The 16,932-nt window shown below is 70.0% G+C and carries 12 protein-coding genes; 1 reads left to right on the plus strand and 11 read right to left on the minus strand.

Translation table 11 applies throughout. The features are described from left to right. Positions 1 to 804 (plus strand): inositol monophosphatase family protein, encoded by an 804-nt coding sequence (locus SPHME3_RS0113440; protein ID WP_017978680.1) that lies wholly within the window; start codon positions 1 to 3, stop codon positions 802 to 804. A gap of 143 nt (positions 805 to 947) precedes the next feature. On the opposite strand, the gene trxA is transcribed toward SPHME3_RS0113440, so the two are convergent. The 11 genes from trxA to SPHME3_RS0113495 form a co-directional block, all read right to left on the minus strand. After that, a complete protein-coding gene (gene trxA, locus SPHME3_RS0113445) occupies positions 948 to 1,271 on the minus strand; it encodes a thioredoxin TrxA (RefSeq protein WP_017978679.1) in 324 nt (107 codons plus the stop codon). A 59-nt stretch (positions 1,272 to 1,330) separates the two neighbouring features. Then, positions 1,331 to 4,753, minus strand: coding sequence for a double-strand break repair helicase AddA (gene addA, locus SPHME3_RS0113450; RefSeq protein ID WP_017978678.1), 3,423 nt, complete (start codon positions 4,751 to 4,753; stop codon positions 1,331 to 1,333). Further along, complete coding sequence (addB, locus tag SPHME3_RS0113455; RefSeq protein WP_018250819.1) at positions 4,740 to 7,739, minus strand: double-strand break repair protein AddB; 3,000 nt, start codon at positions 7,737 to 7,739, stop codon at positions 4,740 to 4,742. The genes addA and addB overlap by 14 nt, the downstream gene beginning before the upstream one ends. 60 nt (positions 7,740 to 7,799) lie before the next feature. Beyond that, positions 7,800 to 8,555, minus strand: a complete 756-nt coding sequence (locus tag SPHME3_RS0113460) for a nucleotidyltransferase family protein (RefSeq protein WP_017978676.1) — start codon at positions 8,553 to 8,555, stop codon at positions 7,800 to 7,802. Beyond that, positions 8,552 to 9,517, minus strand: coding sequence for an aminoglycoside phosphotransferase family protein (locus SPHME3_RS0113465; RefSeq protein ID WP_024310531.1), 966 nt, complete (start codon positions 9,515 to 9,517; stop codon positions 8,552 to 8,554). Before SPHME3_RS0113465 ends, SPHME3_RS0113460 begins: the two co-directional genes overlap by 4 nt. Then, positions 9,514 to 9,963 (minus strand): tRNA (adenosine(37)-N6)-threonylcarbamoyltransferase complex ATPase subunit type 1 TsaE, encoded by a 450-nt coding sequence (tsaE, locus tag SPHME3_RS0113470; RefSeq protein ID WP_018250820.1) that lies wholly within the window; start codon positions 9,961 to 9,963, stop codon positions 9,514 to 9,516. Before tsaE ends, SPHME3_RS0113465 begins: the two co-directional genes overlap by 4 nt. A gap of 145 nt (positions 9,964 to 10,108) precedes the next feature. Continuing rightward, on the minus strand, positions 10,109 to 12,460 hold the full coding sequence (locus tag SPHME3_RS0113475) for a sensor histidine kinase (RefSeq protein WP_018250821.1): 2,352 nt from the start codon (positions 12,458 to 12,460) through the stop codon (positions 10,109 to 10,111). Positions 12,461 to 12,579: 119 nt separating this feature from the next. Further along, entirely contained in the window at positions 12,580 to 13,134 is a 555-nt protein-coding gene (locus tag SPHME3_RS0113480) for a hypothetical protein (RefSeq protein ID WP_017978672.1), read from the minus strand. A gap of 88 nt (positions 13,135 to 13,222) precedes the next feature. Next, positions 13,223 to 14,659 (minus strand): AMP nucleosidase, encoded by a 1,437-nt coding sequence (locus tag SPHME3_RS0113485; protein ID WP_017978671.1) that lies wholly within the window; start codon positions 14,657 to 14,659, stop codon positions 13,223 to 13,225. 93 nt (positions 14,660 to 14,752) lie between these two features. After that, on the minus strand, positions 14,753 to 15,361 hold the full coding sequence (locus tag SPHME3_RS0113490; RefSeq protein ID WP_017978670.1) for a DUF2497 domain-containing protein: 609 nt from the start codon (positions 15,359 to 15,361) through the stop codon (positions 14,753 to 14,755). Between the two features lie 46 nt (positions 15,362 to 15,407). Beyond that, positions 15,408 to 16,931: a TolC family outer membrane protein gene (locus tag SPHME3_RS0113495; RefSeq protein ID WP_017978669.1), complete on the minus strand. Its 1,524-nt coding sequence runs from the start codon at positions 16,929 to 16,931 to the stop codon at positions 15,408 to 15,410. Between the last annotated feature and the right edge of the window lies 1 nt (position 16,932).

The following is a 16,932-nucleotide window of genomic DNA, read 5'->3' on the forward strand; positions in this document are numbered from 1 at the left end:
ATGCATCACCCGCACCATGACGCCGTCGTCCAGCTGATGCGGCGCGTCGCGGCCGAGATCGTCCTGCCGCGCTTCCGCAACCTGGCCGCCGACGAGGTGGAGGAAAAGGCCGCGGACGACATGGTGACGATCGCCGATCGGCTTAGCGAGGAAGCGCTCACCGCCGGCCTCGTCGCGATCGACGCATCGGCGCGGGTCGTCGGCGAAGAAGCGGTGGCGGCGGACGCGACGTTGCTCGACGGCATCGACCAGGGCCGGGTGTGGATCGTCGATCCGATCGACGGCACCAACAATTACGCCAGCGGCAAGACCCCGTTCGGCATCATGATCGCGCTCGCCGAGGAGGGCGAGGTGCTGGCGGGCTGGATCCTCGATCCCGTCGCAGACCGGCTGTGCCACACCGTCGCAGGTGGCGGCGCGTTCATCGACGATGTCGCGGTGACGGCACGTCCCCGTACGGACGAACGCCCCGTATTGGGCGTGCCGACCTATTTCCTCGACGGTATGGAGCAGGCCGATTTGGCGGCCCGGGCGGGCGACGACTGGACGCTGCACCCGATGCCGCGCTGTGCGGCGGAGCAATATCCGCGGCTGGTGCTGGGGGTGGACGATGCCGCCATCTTCCAGCGCTCGCTGCCCTGGGATCATGCCGCCGGCGCGCTATTCCTTACCGAAGCGGGCGGTGTGGTGCGTCAGCTGAATGGCAGCCCCTACCGTATCGGCGATCCCCGCGACGTGATGATCGCGGCGGCGAGCGAGGCGATGTGGGAGCGGGCGGTGGGGCTGGTCCGCGAGGACGCTTGAGGCCACCCTCCCAACCCGTCGCCCTGAGCCGGTCGAAGGGTGGCTTTCCGCAAGCGTCGCGCTCGTGGCATGCGCCCTTCGACGGGCTCAGGGAAAACGGTAGGAGGAGAAAGGGCGGACCATCAGGCCCGCCCCTCACCCTCTTACGCCAGCTCGCCCTCGAGCCAGGCCTTCAGCCGGCCCTTGGGCTCGGCACCGACCTTGGTCGCCGCGGGCGCGCCGCCCTTGAACAGGATCATCGTCGGGATGCCGCGCACGCCATAACGGCCCGGCGCATCGGGATTGTCGTCGATGTTAAGCTTGGCGATCGTCACCTTCTCGCCCAGCTCTTCCGACAGTTCTTCCAGGCTCGGCCCGATCATCTTGCACGGGCCGCACCATTCGGCCCAGAAATCGACGAGCACGGGGCCATCAGCCTTGAGGACGTCGGCGTCGAAGCTGGCGTCGGTAATCTGTTTGGTAGCCATGAATATCTCCTTTGCTGTCCATCTAGGATGGCGTGCCGCCCGGCTCAACCGTCCGGCCCCTAGCTTTGCTCCGGAAGGCGAAAGCGCGGCTTGTGCGCGGCGAGCGTGTCTGCGGGCAGTTCGAACAGACGCGGCCCGCCGGTGTAGAGCAGCGCCGCCTCGATCGTGCGATCGGGGAAGATCACGCGCAGCGCCGCGACATAGGCCGCCATCTGATCGAGGTGATAGGGCGGGATATCGTCGAGGGTATCCGGCACGCGGCGCCCGGTCTTGAAATCGACGAGGCGAATCGCGTCCGGCGCGATCAGCAGCCGGTCGACGGTGCCCGACACGACCATGCCGTTGGCGAGCGTCGCGGCGATCGGCGCCTCGGCAAGGCTGTCGGGGCCGAACAGCGGCGCATAGGCGGGGTTCTCGATCACCGCGAGCACGCCCGCGACGATCCGCTGCCGCTCGGCCGCGTCGGCGACACCACCCGCGGTGGCGAGCCAACGATCCGCGCAGCCGGCGCGATGTTGTGGCTCGACCGGCGGCAGGCGTTCGAACAGCGCGTGAAACAGCCGCCCGCGTTCGGCGGCGGCGCGCATCGCGGGGCCGGGCGGCGGGTCGCTCACCTCATCCTCACCGAGGGCGGACGGGGTCAGCGGGCGCGACGGACGGCTCTCGGGCGGCGCGGGCACATGCGCCCAATCGGGCAGCACGACCCGTTCGGGCGAGCGTGCCGGCGCAGCGCCGCGCGGCTTGACCGGCGGCTGGGGATCGGAGCCACTGAACACGCGCGGCCCCTCGTCCGGCACGCCCAGCTCGGTCAGCGCGCGTGCCGCCGCGGCATACCAGCTCGCGACCGGCGGCTCGCCCTGCGCACGTGGCCCCAGCGCGCCGCCAATCACCAGCCGTTCCTCGGCCCGCGTCGCGGCGACATAGAACAGCCGCCAATGCTCCTCCAGCTCACGGCGCTCGACCTCGCCGATCGCTACATCCAGCGGCCCGCCACGCTCGCCCGACCGGGGCCGGAAGATCGGGATAGGCTGCGCCCCCGGTTCCGGCACCCAGCGCACCAGCGCACGCGGCGCGGCGGTGGGATCGACGGTCGCGTCCGCCAGGATCACCAGCGGCGCCTGCAAGCCCTTCGCGCCATGCGCGGTCATCACGCGCACGGCGTCGAGCGGCGCCGACGGATCGCGCACGATCTCGACATCCCCGCGGTCGAACCAGTCGAGGAAGCGTTGCAGCGATGGCGTCGACGTCGTCTCGAACGCCAGCGCGGCGTTGAGCAGTTCCTCGATCGGATCGCGCGCTTCCGCCCCCAGCCGGCGCAGCAGCCTCCGCCGGCCGTCGAGCGGCCCCGACAGGATCTCTTCGAGGAACTGGTAGGGCGTCGCGATATCGGCGCGCGACAGCATCGCGCGCAGTGGCGCCAGGCGTTCCTCCGACAGCGTCTGCGTCAGGTGCCGCCACAGGCTGCCATGCTCTCGCGGCGCGGCATGCATCAGCTCGTCCTGCGTCCAGCCGATCAGCGGCGACACGAGCAGCGCGGCGAGCGACAGGTCGTCCTCCGGCTGCAACACGAAGCGCACCGCAGCGAGCAAATCCTGCACCGCCAGCGGCGCGTTCAGCCGCAACCGGTCGACGCCGGCGACCGGCACACCCTCGGCATACAGGCGCGCGACGATCAGCGAGGCGAGGTCGCCACGCCGCTTGACGAGGATCATCACGTCCTCGGGCCTGAGCGCCCGCCCCTTGCTCTCCAGCATCAGGCCGCCGTTCAGCCAGTCGCGCACCGCGCGTGCGATCCGCACCGCCTGTGCGCGGACGGCATCGTCGATCCACGCTTCCTCGTCCGTTTCGCTGCCGCCCGCGATCACTGGCGGCCACAGTTCGACCGTGCCGGGGCCGGGCACCTCGCTGGCATGCGCCTGCATCGCGTCGATCGCGCCGAGGCCCGGCTCCCCCGCGGCGGCGACGGCGGCATCGACGAACTCCAGGATCGGCCGTGTCGACCGGAACGAATGCGTCAGCGACAGGCGCTGGAACGGCAGGCCGCGTTCCTCCTCCGGCCAGTCGTCCGCCCCCTCCACCTCTGCCGCACGACCGGCGAAATGCCCCTCTGCCCAGCGGAAGTTGATCGGGTCGGTGCCCTGGAAGCCGAAGATCGCCTGTTTGAAATCGCCGACCGTGAACAGCGTCCGGGTCGAGGGCGCATGCACACCGCGGCCGACGAAAAACTCGCCTGCCAGCGCGGTCACGATCCGCCACTGGTTGAGGTTGGTGTCCTGCGCCTCGTCGATCAGCACATGCTCGGTGCCCTGGTCGAGCTTGTAGCGCACCCATTCGCCGATGCCCGGTTGTTCGAGCAGCCGCACCGTCACGCCGATCAGATCGTCGAAATCGACCGCCCCGGTCCGCCGCTTGGCCGCGGCATAGGCGCGTGCATAGTCGCGGCCCACCTCCAGCGCGTCGGCCAGCAGATCGGCATAAGCGGCGCGCGCGGTGAGCGACAGCAGGTCGAGGCAATGCTGCCCCAGCGCGACGGCCAGCTCGGCATAATCGGGTTCGGCATCGATCAGCTTCTTCGACGCCTTGCGCGGTTCGTTCTTCCCCGTCAGCACCACGCCGGCAAGGTCGCCGAGCGTCGCGGCCCGCTCCGCCGGTGCCGCCGCGAGCCAGCGGTGGAGCGTGTAGGCATGCCCCACCCCCGTCGCCGCACCCCAGGCGGTGTTCGCCGCTGCCAGCCGCTCGACCAGATCGGTGTCGATACAGTCGCAGCCCTCGGCCAAGGCCTCGCCGATATCCCCCTGCGGCAGGTCGAGCGCGCGCCGCAACCACGGCCCGATCCCAATCGGCAGCGCCTCCAGCGCGTGCAGCGAGCGTGCGCAGGCGAGCAGGAAACTCTCCGCCCCGCCCTCACCCAGTCGCAGCGACAGCGCGCCGATCGTCTCGATCGGCCGTTCGCGGCCCTCGCGCTCGGCATCGGTCAGCAGGGTCGCCAGCGTCTCGCGCGCCAGCACCGCCTCCTCGCGCGCCTCCAGCGGGCGGAAGCCGGGGGTCAGCCCCGCCTCGACCGGAAATGCGGCGAGCAGGCTCTGGCAGAACCCATGGATCGTCTGAATGCGCAGGCCGCCACCCGGCGCGTCGAGCACGCCCGCAAACAGCGTGCGGGCCCGCGCCTGCAAATCCGGCGTACCCTTCTCGCCCAGCGCTTCCAGATCGGCGTACAATTGCGGTGCCGGCATCCGCACCCAGGCGGCGAGCCGGTTGTTGATCCGCTGCGCCATCTCGGCCGCGCCCGCCTTGGTGAAGGTCAGGCATAGGATCGCCGATGGATCGGTGCCCCGCAGCAGCAGGCGGAACACGCGCGCGGCGAGCACCTGCGTCTTGCCGGTGCCGGCCGATGCGGACAGCCAGACGTGCGCGTGCGGATCGCTCGCCGCCGCCTGCGCGCCCTTCAATCGCGGCAGGGTCGCCAGCTCAGTCCCGGCCATACCATTCGTCCCGGCGCATCAGTTGGTCATATTCGGCATAAGGCGCATATTCCGGCACCAGCTTCGCAGTGAACGGCGCATCGCCGGTCAGCCACGTGCCGGCAGCGTCGACGAAATTGCTGACCGCGATCGTGGTGAATTCGGTCGTGACGATCTTGTCGCGCTTGCCCTCGGCATCCACCGGCGTCTCGATATAGCCGAACTGATCCTTCTTCTTGCCGAGCGACCAATATTCGAAGCCGCCCGCCTTGCCCTTCACCTCCTGAAAGCCGCCCCGCTCCGCGATCGCGCCGAGCAGCCCGAGTTGCAGGCTATACCCCGCGCGCACCGCGGCGGCGGAGGGCGGCTTGCCAGTCTTGTAATCCACGATCGCGAGCGTGCCGTCCGCCAGCCGATCGACGCGGTCGTACCGGCCCGACAGCGTCACGCCGGCGATCGTCACATGACCCTTGCCTTCCGCCGAGGCGACCGTGCGTCCTTCCGCGTCCTGCGCCGTCACGGTGTCGGCGATCCAGCGCACCGCCTCCATCAGCCGCGGTCGCCACAGGGCGCGCATCATCGGATGCGTCCGCTCGTCCTCCAGCATCGCGGTGGCGCGCGCGACGAGCGCGTCGGGCGCGCAACCGTCCTGCTTCCACCATTGCTCCAGGATGTCGTGGACCGCAGTGCCGCGCCACGCCGCGCTGGGATCGGCATCGACCGGGTCGAGCGGCATCAGCCCCAGCACCCGGCGTGCGTAAAAGGCGTAAGGGTCCGCCTTCAGCCGGTCGATCTCGGTGACGGAGATCGCCTTCGGCCGCAGCGCCGGTCCCGGCATCGGCTCCGGCCGAACGACCGGGCGATGCTGACCGGGATCGTCCAGCGCGAGCGCCCATCCTTCCAGATCATGGGCTCGAACGAAACGATCCCCCGCCATCGCCTGCAACCGCAGCCACAGCCGCGACGCAAGCGCGGGCGACGCCGCATCGCGCCGCGCCCGCGTCACCAGCGCGCGCGGCGCGCCGAGCGCATGGCCGAAATCGTGCGCCGCGATACCGACGCTCCGCTCCAGCCCGGCCAGCCCCAGCGCCGCCCGGATGCGCGGTGCCAGCCACGGATCGGGCGCCGGCCGCCCCGGCCACACGCCCTCGTTCAGCCCGCCCAGCACCATCAGGTCGGCGGTCTGCAACCGCGCCTCGATCGGGCCATAGATGGCGATACGCGGATGGCCGACGCCCGATCCCGGCCGCACCGCCACTTCGTCAAGCAACCCGCGCAGCAACGGCGGGAAGCCATCGGGCGCGACGCGGGGCGGCCCGACCGCCGCCTCTGCCTCCAGCGCGTCGAGGAACTCCGCCGCGGCCCGTCCCGCCGGTCCCGACCACAGATTGTCCCCGCACAACGCCTGCGCCGTCTCGCGCAGCACCGCCAGCAGCGATGATAGCGGCTGCGGCCCCTGATCGCACACCAGCTCGATCGGTTTCAGCAAGCCGACCGGCTCGGCGAACCACGCCGCCGCCCGATCCCGCCGGTTGGCCAGCAGATGCCCCATGATCCCGTCGAGCCCCGCCGCCGGTCGCGGGCCCCGCAACGCGCGATCGAGCGTGCGCGTCCCGTCCAGCCATGCGCCCCGCAGCGCGCGGTCACTGGGGTCGACCTTGACCAGCGGATGCTTGAGCAGCGCCAGCAGCGCCAGCGGCGCGAACCGCTGCGCCGCCGCCTCGGCGAGCGCGAGCAGCAGCGTGCCCGGCGGCAGGATCGACAGCGGCCGGCCCGCCGTGTCGTTCGCCTCGATCTGCCACCGCCGCAAATGCGCGCTGACCCGGCGGGCGAGCGCGCGATCCGGCGTCACCAGCGCGGCAGTCTTGCCCGGTTCCTCGATCGCACCGCGCAGCGCCAGCGCAATCGCCTGCGCCTCTTCCGCCGGCGTCGCGAGTTCCACGGCGGCGACCCCGGTCAGGCGCCGGTCCTCCGCCTTCAGTTCGGTCCATTTGCCGGTGAAGGCGGCCGGCGCCAGAGCATTGGCGATCGCGCGCCCGCGCAACGCCCCCGCGTCCGGCCCGGCGCTGCCCGGCCAATGCGCCACCTCGCCGCGGCCGACGCCCATGCGGTCGAGGATCAGCTTCAGATGGAATTGCGGATGCGTCTCGATCGACCGGCGGATGCGCCCGGTCACCGGATCGGGTGCGTGCGGCCCCAGCGCATCCCACTCGGCCTCGGGCATCTGGAGATCGAGCCCGGCGAACACCGTCAGCCCCTGCGGCGCCTCCGCGACGCAGCGCAACAGTCGCGCGACCGCGGGCGCCGGATCGGTCACGCCGGCCGCACAGACGAAGCCCGCGGGCGGCCGCGTCTGCCAGCGCGTCACCAACCGGTCGAGCAGCATCCGCCGCCGCGTCGCCGCGTCGAGCCGGCCGGCCCTCGCCAGCTCACCTGGCCAGCGCTCCAGCACGATCCGGAACGTCGACAGCGCCCGCTGCCAGTGATCGGTCAGCTCAGGCGCCAGATCGAGATCGCGCAAACGCTCGGGCGCGACCTCCTCGACCAGCAACTGATCGAGCGTGTGGCATAGCTCGCCCGCCAGCCGCACCGCCTCCGCGGCGTCGACCGGCGCGCCCGCCGCAGCGCGCTCCTCGAACACCAGCCGCGCCAGGATCATGCGCCGCTGCATCGGCGCGATCGCGGGCGGCGGCGGATCGGCATCGTCCACAGGGTCGAGCGCCGCGCCCACCGCTTCGCCCAGATCGGGGCTGCCCAGCGTCACCAGTCGCGGCAGCAGCAGCCCGCTGCCGCTCGCCCGCACGAACGCCGCCGATACCGCGCGGGCGGCACGGTTGTTGGGCAGCAGGATCAGGCCGCGGGCCAGCGCCATCGCGTCACCGCCCGTGCGCTTCATCAGCCCTACGACCAGCGTGTCGGCGAACGCGCGGTGAGCCGGAATGGTGAAGAGTTGCGGGCGCTTTTTATGCTCGACGGTTCCGGCCCGCTCCCCCTCCCGGCCACCCATCAGGATACCGTGTGGGTGGCCGGGAGGGGGAGCGGGCTGGCACCGCCATCAGGATACACCTCAGCCATTGGCGATGATCGCCTCCGTCTTGGGGATCGCGGCGGGGGTGCCGACGTCGAACCACAGGCCCTGATGGACCTGCGCATAGGCCCGGCCCTGTTCGATCGCGCGGCTCCAGAACAGGTTGGTCGAGAAGGGCCCTTCCGGCCAGTCGCGGATCAGGCGCGGGTGCAGGATCTGAATGCCGGTGTAGACGAACGGGGCGGTCGCCCCTGCCTTGCGTCGCCCGACGATCCGGCCGTCGGCCGCGACGCGGAAATCGCCCTGCCCCTTGTGATTATGCGCGCGCGCATAGGGCACGACCAGCAGCAGCGCGTCCATCGTGGCATCGTCCCAGCGATGGCTCAGCAGCTTGATCGCGTCGACCGGCCCGTCGATCCACAGATTGTCGCTGTTGACGACGAGGATCGGGTCGTCTCCCAACTGGCCGCGGGCCTGCACCAGCCCGCCGCCCGTCTCCATCAGCTGCGCGCGCTCGTCGCTGATCGCCACCTCGATCCCGTCGAACCGGTTGGTGACATGCGCCTCCAGCGTATCCGCCAGATAATGGACGTTGACGACGGCCTTCGCGACGCCCGCGTCGATCAGCCGATCGAAGACGTGATCGATCAGCGGCTTGCCCGCCACCTCGACGAGCGGCTTGGGCCGCGTCGCGGTGAGCGGGCGCATACGCTTGCCGATGCCGGCTGCCATCACCATCGCGGTGTGCGGCACCGCGCCGCCGGGATCGGGACGCAGCGATCGCTGACGGGTCATGCGGACAGCACCTTCGGATCGCCGCGCAATTCGGGCGGCACGTTCTCATCGAACCAGCGCGCGACCGGCGCCAGGGCCGGCTGCGACAGGTCCCGCTCCAGATAGCTCCACACCCGCGGGCACAGCGCGGCGTAGCGCGGCTTGCCGTCGCGGCGCCACAGCCGGGTGAAGATGCCGATGATCTTCGCATTCCGCTGCGCGCCGAGCACATGATAGGCGTCCATGAAACCCTCGCCCACGCCCGTCGCCGCGCGATAGCGGTCCAGCATCACGCGCTCGACCTCCGGATCCACGTCGCGTCGCGCATCCTGCAGCAGCGATACGAGATCATAGGCGGGGTGGCCCGCCAACGCGTCCTGAAAGTCAAGCAGGCCGAGCCCCTTTGCCGACCCCACCAGCATCAGGTTTTCGGCATGGTAATCGCGCAGCACCGTGACGGGCGCATCGGTCAGCGCGTGATCGAACACCGCATCCCAGGCCGCATGATAGCCCGCGACGTCGACATCCAGCCCGACCGCCGGGGCATACCATTCTGGGAGCAGCGCCGCCTCGCGATGCAGCACCGCATGATCGTACGGCGCGATCTCGGCTGGGGCATGCCCGCGCAGCGCCACGAGCAGGTCGATCGCCGCCTCGTACAGCGGCAGCGCCGCCGCGGCGTCGGCATCCGCCGCCTCGCGCAGCCGCGCGTCGCCGAAATCCTCGAGCAGGACGAGGCCCTGATCGAGGTCGGCGGCGTGGATCGCAGGCGCCGCAAAGCCGCGTTCGCGCAGCCATTGGGCGATCGCGATAAAGGGGCGCGGATCCTCGTGCGGGGGCGGCGCATCCATCAGGATTGCGGTGCGATCCGCTTGGGTTACGCGGAAATACCGGCGGAACGACGCATCCCCCGCCACCGGGCTGATCGTGCCCGACCAGCCATGGATCGCGAGGAAGGCGGGCGCACCGGCGGGCGGGGTCATATCGGCCATCGCGGCTTCCATGACGCCGGGACGTCGGCTGTCAAGATTCGTCCGCCGTCCGGTGCCGGCGCCAGGGTCAGCCGCAACGCATGCGGCCAGTATCCCGGCGCCCGCTCCGGCCATTCGACCAGCAGCACCGCGTCGGACAGCGCCTCGTCGAGGCCCAGTTCCTCGAGTTCGTCCGGGTCCTCGATCCGGTACAGATCGACGTGCAGGACCGGCACCCGCACCTCCGGCGGGTCATAGGGCTGGACGATCGCGAAACTGGGGCTGGGCGCCTCACCCTGTAGCCCGAGCGCGGCGAGCAATCCGCGCGCGATGCTCGTCTTGCCCATGCCAAGGTCGCCGCTCAGCGCGATGACGTCGCCCGCACGAACGCGGTCGGCAAGGCTCGCCCCGAACGCTTCCGTCGCCACCGCGTCTGAAAGCAAGATCGACGTCACCACCCCCACTCCGTCACCCCGGACTTGGTCCGGGGTCCACCGGTCCACGAGGGGACGGCCCACGCCTCAAACCAACCCGCTCGCCGCGGAGTGGACCCCGGAACCGGTCCGGAGTGACGGAAAGCAAGTGTCATCCACATACGAACCGTCACCGCCGCGGCAGCTCGACCGTCACCAGCGTCCCCTCACCCGGCTGCGACACCAGATCGATCCGCCCGCCATGCGCCTCGACGAACTGCTTCGCGAGCGGCAGGCCCAGCCCCAGCGCGCGTTCGCCGGTCGGCTGCATGCCGGGCTCGCCGAACCGGTCGAACGCCTTGGCGACGCTTTCCGCATCCATGCCGAAGCCATCGTCCGATACGACGATCCGCGCGCCCGTCGCGCTGCCGTCGGCGTGAAGCAGAATTCGCCCGCCCTCAGGCGTCGCCGCGACGGCATGGCGCAAAAGATGCTCGATCACTTCCTTCAGCCGCTTGGGATCGCCCGTCACCCGCCCCGCCGAGCGCGCGACCTCCACCGCGAAGTCCAGCTTGCGCCGCTTCGCCGCCGGCATGATCGTGTCCGCCGCAGCCCGGGCGACCACCGCCAGATCGACGTCGACCCGTTCGATCTCGGCATCGTCGCCCCCCTGCGTCAGGTCGAGCACGTCGTCGATCAGCAGCCCCAGCCGCTCGACCGATTGCAGGATCGCCTCGACATAGGTGTCCGCATCCTTGCTGAGCTTCCCCGCATAGCCGCCATGCAGCATCTCGGCGAACCCGCTGATCGAGGTCAGCGGCGTACGCAATTCGTAGCTCATATTGGCGACGAACTGCGTCTTCACCCGGTCCGCCGCCTCCAGCGCATTGGCGCGCTCGCGCAACGCCTGTTCGGCGCGCCGGCTGTCGGTGATGTCGAGCATCGTCAGCAGCGCATTGCCATCGGGCAGCGGCACCGCGGCAAACTCGAAATGCCGCCCGTCGGCGAAGGCGACGCGGCCGCCGCGCTGCTGGCGCTCGACCGTCGCCGATCGCACCAGTTCGGGGATCAGCGCGGCGCGATTGGGCGTCGCGAGTTTGGGCGCCGCAGCCTCGGCAAAGGTATCGACGCGCGGATGACCGGCGAGGAATTCCTCCTCGAACCCCCATACCGCGCGCATCCGGTTGTTCCACAATTGCAGCTTGCCGTCGCCGGCGAACACCGCCAGCGCCTCGAACAGATTGTCGAACGTCGCGGTCCGCACCCGCAGCAGCGTGTCACGCGCGGAGGCGAGCTGCACCTGCTCGGTCCGATCCTCGAAAATGACCAGCAAGCCACCATCGGGCAGCGGCTGCGCGACCACGCGCAGATGCGTGCCTCCGGGCAGGTGCCAATTCTCCTCCGCCGCATCCTCGCCCGGCACGAACCAGGCACGCCGTTCCGCCTTCCACGACGGGAAGTCGCGCACTTCGGGCAACCGGTTCGCCTCGCGCATCCGCTCAAGCACGCGATCGAATTCGGGTCGGTCGGACAGCCATTCGGTGCGCATCGCGAACATGCGGCGGAACGGCTGGTTGCAGAAGACGAGGCCGCGGTCCGCGCCGAATTGCGCGACGCCGGCCGACAGGCGGTCGAGCATTGCACGCTGCGCCTCGGCGAAGCGCTTGGCCCCGGCCCGCGACTGCTCCAAATCCTCGACATCGACCGCGAAGCTCGCGACACCGCCCGTCGGCAGCGGCACGTCATGCACTTCCAGGCTGCGGCGTTCGCCGTCGATCGTGGCGGGCAGGATTTCGCGCTGCGGTTTGCCGCTGATCCGCGCCGCCTGCGCGCCCGCGCGTGGACCGCCCCGGCCCGAGCCCTCGACCAGTTCGAGCTCGCGCGCGATTACATCGGCAGCATCGGCGCCCTCGACGGCACGGACATAAGCGCTGTTGACCATGGCAAGCCGCAGGTCGGAGCCGCGATACCACATCGGCAGCGGCGCCGCCTCGATCAGCCCGGACAGCGCATCGAACGCAGTCGACAAATCGTCGACCTCGGTCTGCAACCGCCCGATCTCGCTCTCGCTGTCGGTCGCGTCCATCGTCCACAGCACGACCGCGCCCGTCGCGCCCAATTCGCCCGGCGCGCGGCTGCCCCGCACGGTAATCGCTCGCCCCGATCCCTGCGGGTGGAGCGCTCGCACGAAGGCCCGTCCAGACCGCTGCGCCGCCTTCACCTCACTCGCCAGCGCCGTCGCCTCGTCGGCGGGCAGGCCCGCGCCATCGGCCGACAGATCCTGCAGGAAACGAGGCGCGACGGCGAGACCCAGCCAATCGACCAGCCGCGGCGGCATTTCGACCCGACCATCCGCGCGCACCAGCATGGGCAACGCGGGTGAGACGCTACGCAGCGCCTCGGCCTCGCGGACCCGCGCGCTCGCGTCGTCGGCCTCGGCCGCCAGCCGCCGGCCGACGAACAGCGCGTAGCCCGCACCGCCGACGAGCAGCGCGAGCACCGCGCCGCACACGACCGCCGTCATCACCGAAAGCTGGATCAACGCTCACCCCTCATCACGCCGCTCCGGCGGGCGTGGCGTCCGACGTGTAGAACGGAAAACGGGGCAGCGGCAATGTCATTGATCCGCCGCGCGATCCCATCGGGACCGTACGGCGCGCATCATACCTTTTCGGGGATCGTATTCTCGTCGGCGATACCCGCCTGGAAGGAGGCGGACGCGTCCTCGCCATCCGGCGCATGCGCCTTGCGGTCCGCGTCCTTGTCCTTCGGCGTGCTGCCCCGCAGCGTCAGCAACGCGGCCGCCGCGGCGGCGCCCACGGCCGCGACACCGGCACCGACGGCGGCGACGCCCCATTTACCGCCGAGCAGATCGCCGCTTTTGCCCGTCGTCTTCGTCGCGGGCTTCTTGGTCGCCGGGCGCGGCGCGGCGCGCTTGGTCGACCGCGGCTTGACCGCCTTGGCGGCCGACGCGACGGCGCCTTCCGCCTTGGTCACCGCCGTGCGAGCGCGGCGCGTCGTCTTGGTGGCCGCGTCGCTGATCGCAGTCTCGACCTTCTCGACGGTCGACGGCGCCGCAGCCTTCCGCGGCGCGCGCGGCTTCGTCGTGCCGGTCTTCGCGGCGGTGGTACGCGTCGTGCTCGCCTTGCGCGGCGCGCGACGGCGTGGCGTGGCGGCGGGGGTGTCGGTCTTGGGCGTGTCGGTGTCGTCGGCCACGATACGGCTCCCTGATTGATTCGGAGGCGTAACGCATGTGCGGCGGATCGTTTCCCGTCCCGCCGCACGCCAACGTTATTTCAATAGCTTAGCGGAAGGGCGGCTCGTCGAAGGCGCGCAACTTGCGACTGTGCAGGCGATCGCCCTCCAGCCGCAATTGCTCGCACGCCTCGATGCCGATCCGCATATGCTCGCTGATCGCCCGCTCGTAGAAGCGATTGGCCTGGCCCGGCAGCTTCAACTCGCCATGCAGCGGCTTGTCCGACACGCACAGCAACGTCCCGTACGGCACGCGGAAGCGATAGCCCTGTGCCGCGATCGTCGCCGATTCCATGTCGATCCCGACCGCACGGCTGAGCGAGAAGCGCAGCGCCGACGCCGAATAGCGCAATTCCCAATTGCGATCGTCGGTAGTTACGATCGTGCCCGTCCGCAGGCGCCGCTTCAACTCCTCGCCCGACTGGCCGGAAATGATCTCGGACGCCTTAGCCAGCGCCTGCTGCACTTCGGCGATCGCCGGCACCGGGATTTCGGGCGGCAGCACATCATCGAGCACATGATCGTCGCGCAGATAGGCATGGGCGAGCACATAGTCGCCGATCCGCTGGCTGGGGCGCAGGCCTCCGCAATGACCGATCATCAGCCACGCTTCGGGCCGCATCACGGCGAGGTGGTCGCAGATCGTCTTCGCGTTCGACGGCCCCACGCCGATGTTGACCAGCGTGATGCCGGTGCGATCGTCGGCCATCAGGTGATAGGCCGGCATCTGATGCCGCCGCCACGCGCTGTCGTTGACCAGCTTGTCGACGTCGCCGGGCTTGTCGATCACGATATTGCCGGCACCCGACAGGGCCGTGAAGCGCGAACCCTCACCCAGCTGCGACGCTCCCCAGCGAACGAATTCATCGACATAGCGGTGATAGTTCGTAAACAATACGAAGCGCTGCGTATGCTCCGACGGCGTCCCCATATAGTGACGCAGGCGCGCGAGACTGAAATCGGTGCGCAACGCGTCGAACAGCGCCAGCGGACGGCTACCGCCTTCGGCGATCCACAGGCCGTCCGCGATCTCATCGCCGATATGGGCGAGTTCGGTCGCCGGGAAATGCCGCGCCAGTTCGGTCGCCGACACGGTGTCGAGGCTCAGCGCATGACCGGGATCGAGCACATAGGGGAACGGGATTTCCTGCCGCCCCGGCACCGCCTCGACCTCGACGTCATAATCCTCGATCAGCAGCGTCAGCTGTTCGGTCAGATAATCCGCAAACAGCGCGGGCTTGGTGACGCTGATCGTATAGTCGCCGGGCGACACCAGCCGCCCGAACGACCGCGGCGGCGCAGGCCGGTCGCTCGTCGCGGCATAGCGCAGGCGGATGACGGGATAGGCGAACGAGCCGTCGAGGCGGCTTTGCGGCGACGGCGGCGTGCCATCGGTCAGATAGGTGTTGAGGGCCGCTTGCAGGCGGTCGACGGAAGCGCGGTAGAGGCGGTCGAGTTCGGAAACGATCTGGGAAGCTTTGGTCATCCCCGATGGCTACGCAAAGCCCGTGACGGTGGCAAGTCAGGCGGGACACGCGAGATGTGCGGCAGGCCGCCACGCCCTGCCCCGCCGTCGGCCTCAGCGCATCTGTGCGGTAATCTTGGCGATCTCGCGCGCGACCATCGTCTCGACCATCTCGGGAAGATGCGTATCGAGCCAGCTGCGCAGCATCGGGCGCAGCATCTCGCGGACCAGACCCTCCAGCGTGCCGTCGCTCTCCGGCTCCGGCTTGACCAGCAGCTTGCTCAGCGTTTCGAGCGACCCCAGGCTCGCCGCGGCGGCGCGCTGGGACAAAATGGGTTCGTCCGACATTGCAGGCTCAACGGGCGCGGGCCTCGGAGGTTGCGCCGGCTGCGGCGCAGGTTCGGGCTCCGGTGCATAATGGTGGGGCGCGGGTTGCGCGACAGGCTGGGGCGGCGCGACGGGCTGGGGCGCCGGCTGGGCGACCGGCTGCGGCGCGGCGACCCGCGCCATCTCGCGCTCCACACGCGGCTGTTCCACCCGCGCCGGCTCCATCCGCGAATGCGGCATCGGATCGCTCAGCTCCAGCACCTCTTCGGGTTCCGGCTCGATCGGCTGCGGTGCGGCACGCGCCCGGCGGGCACGCGCCTGCGTCCCCTCGCCTTCTTCGGCGATGATCCGTTTGATCGACGAAAGGATCTCTTCCATCGACGGTTCGGCGCTCATGTCCCCCATTGCCCTCTTGTGTCCCTGCCCCGAGTTCTTACCGCCGTTACTGGCGGTTCGGCGAGGACGCACCTGTGGTTAACGCCGGGCTTCTGTCAACCGGCGTATCGAGCATCGGGTCGAAGTTCCGCGTGACGGTGGCGGTCTGCGCGGGCGTCTGCGCGGTCGAGGTGGCGACCGGTTCCGGCTCGCCATCGCCCGCGAAGTCGTTGATCCGGTTGCGCACGCGCTTGTAGTTGAGCACCGGGTCGTACAGCGCGCCGCCCTCCAGCCCCAGATCGCGCGCCTCGGCATGGCCCATCGCCGCCAGCAGCGCGAAGCCCGCGACATAGGCATCGCGCCGCGCGCTCACCAGCGTCACCTGACTGTTGAGCAATTCCTGCTCCGCGTTCAGAATCTCGAGCACGGTACGCGTACCGACGCTGTTTTCGGCGCGCACGCCCTCCAGGCTCAGTTTGTTGGCATTGACCGCCGTCTCTGACGAGGCGATCACCTGCTGCGAGGATTGCCACACCGCATAGGCCGATCGCGCCTGTGCGATGACGTTCCGCTCGGTCGCGGTCACCGCCTCCAGCGCCTGGCTGCGCTGGGCTTCCGCCTGCCGCACCTGTGCGGCGGGACGACCGCCCTGGAAGATCGGCAGCGAGAATTGCAGCCCGGCGGTCGCGGCGGTGCCGGAATTGGGCACGCCCTGCGCCACCGATGCCGGCGGCAGCGAACCCAGATAGGTGAAATAGGTCCCGCCCGTCACCGCCGACAGCTTGGGCAGGCGGTTCGCGCGCGCGACGTTGATGTCGTAGCGCGTCGCATCGGCCTGACGCCGCGCGGCGATGAGATTGGGGTTGAGGTTCAGCGCCTCGCTTACCGCCTCGTTGGGCGATGCGGGCAGCTTGGGCAGCGCCGGCGGCTGTTCCAACGCGACCGGCGGGCTGCCCACCACCGCGACATAATTCTCGCGACTGGAGATCAGCTGTGCCTCGGCCTGCTGCAATTGCGCCCGCGCCAGCGCTAACCGCGCCTCGGACTGGGCGACGTCGGTGCGGGTCAGGTCGCCGACCTGAAAGCGATCCTTGCTCGCCTGCAGGTTCACCTCCAGCACACGCACGTTCTGCTGATTGAGCGACGTGATCGCCTCGTCGCGGATGACGTTCATGTACGCGGCGACGACGTTGGTGAAGGTCGACGCCTCCACGCCGCGCAACGTCGCCCGGCCCGCATCGACACGCGTTTCCGCCGCGCGCACCGCATTCTTCACCGCGCCGCCCTGAAAGAGCGGTACGGAGAGGTTGAGCGCGCCGTTGCCGCTACGCTCGGGATTGAGGAAGTTGTTGTTCGCCTGCAGGATGTTGTCGGTGACGGAGCCGGTGGCGGCAACGCCCGGCAGCCCGCTCGCCCGTGCGATCGGCACGTTTTCGTCCGTCGCGCGCTGCGCCGCACGCTGGCCGGTCAACGTGGGGTTCGACGCATAGGCCTTGGCGAGCGCATCGCGCAGTGTCTCTGCCTCCGCCGGCATCGCCGACATCGCCAGTCCGACCAGCGCCACGCTCCCCAGCAGCAATCCTCGCATCATC

Source organism: Sphingomonas melonis DAPP-PG 224, assembly GCF_000379045.1.
Classification (GTDB): Bacteria; Pseudomonadota; Alphaproteobacteria; order Sphingomonadales; family Sphingomonadaceae; genus Sphingomonas; species Sphingomonas aquatilis.

Coding starts and splice junctions, on each gene's coding strand:
- SPHME3_RS0113440 (WP_017978680.1), top strand. CDS start 1: ATGCATCACCCGCACCATGACGCCGTCGTCCAGCTGATGCGGCGCGTC.
- trxA (WP_017978679.1), bottom strand. CDS start 1,271: ATGGCTACCAAACAGATTACCGACGCCAGCTTCGACGCCGACGTCCTC.
- addA (WP_017978678.1), bottom strand. CDS start 4,753: ATGGCCGGGACTGAGCTGGCGACCCTGCCGCGATTGAAGGGCGCGCAG.
- addB (WP_018250819.1), bottom strand. CDS start 7,739: ATGGGTGGCCGGGAGGGGGAGCGGGCCGGAACCGTCGAGCATAAAAAG.
- SPHME3_RS0113460 (WP_017978676.1), bottom strand. CDS start 8,555: ATGACCCGTCAGCGATCGCTGCGTCCCGATCCCGGCGGCGCGGTGCCG.
- SPHME3_RS0113465 (WP_024310531.1), bottom strand. CDS start 9,517: ATGACCCCGCCCGCCGGTGCGCCCGCCTTCCTCGCGATCCATGGCTGG.
- SPHME3_RS0113485 (WP_017978671.1), bottom strand. CDS start 14,659: ATGACCAAAGCTTCCCAGATCGTTTCCGAACTCGACCGCCTCTACCGC.
- SPHME3_RS0113490 (WP_017978670.1), bottom strand. CDS start 15,361: ATGAGCGCCGAACCGTCGATGGAAGAGATCCTTTCGTCGATCAAACGG.
- SPHME3_RS0113495 (WP_017978669.1), bottom strand. CDS start 16,931: ATGATGCGAGGATTGCTGCTGGGGAGCGTGGCGCTGGTCGGACTGGCG.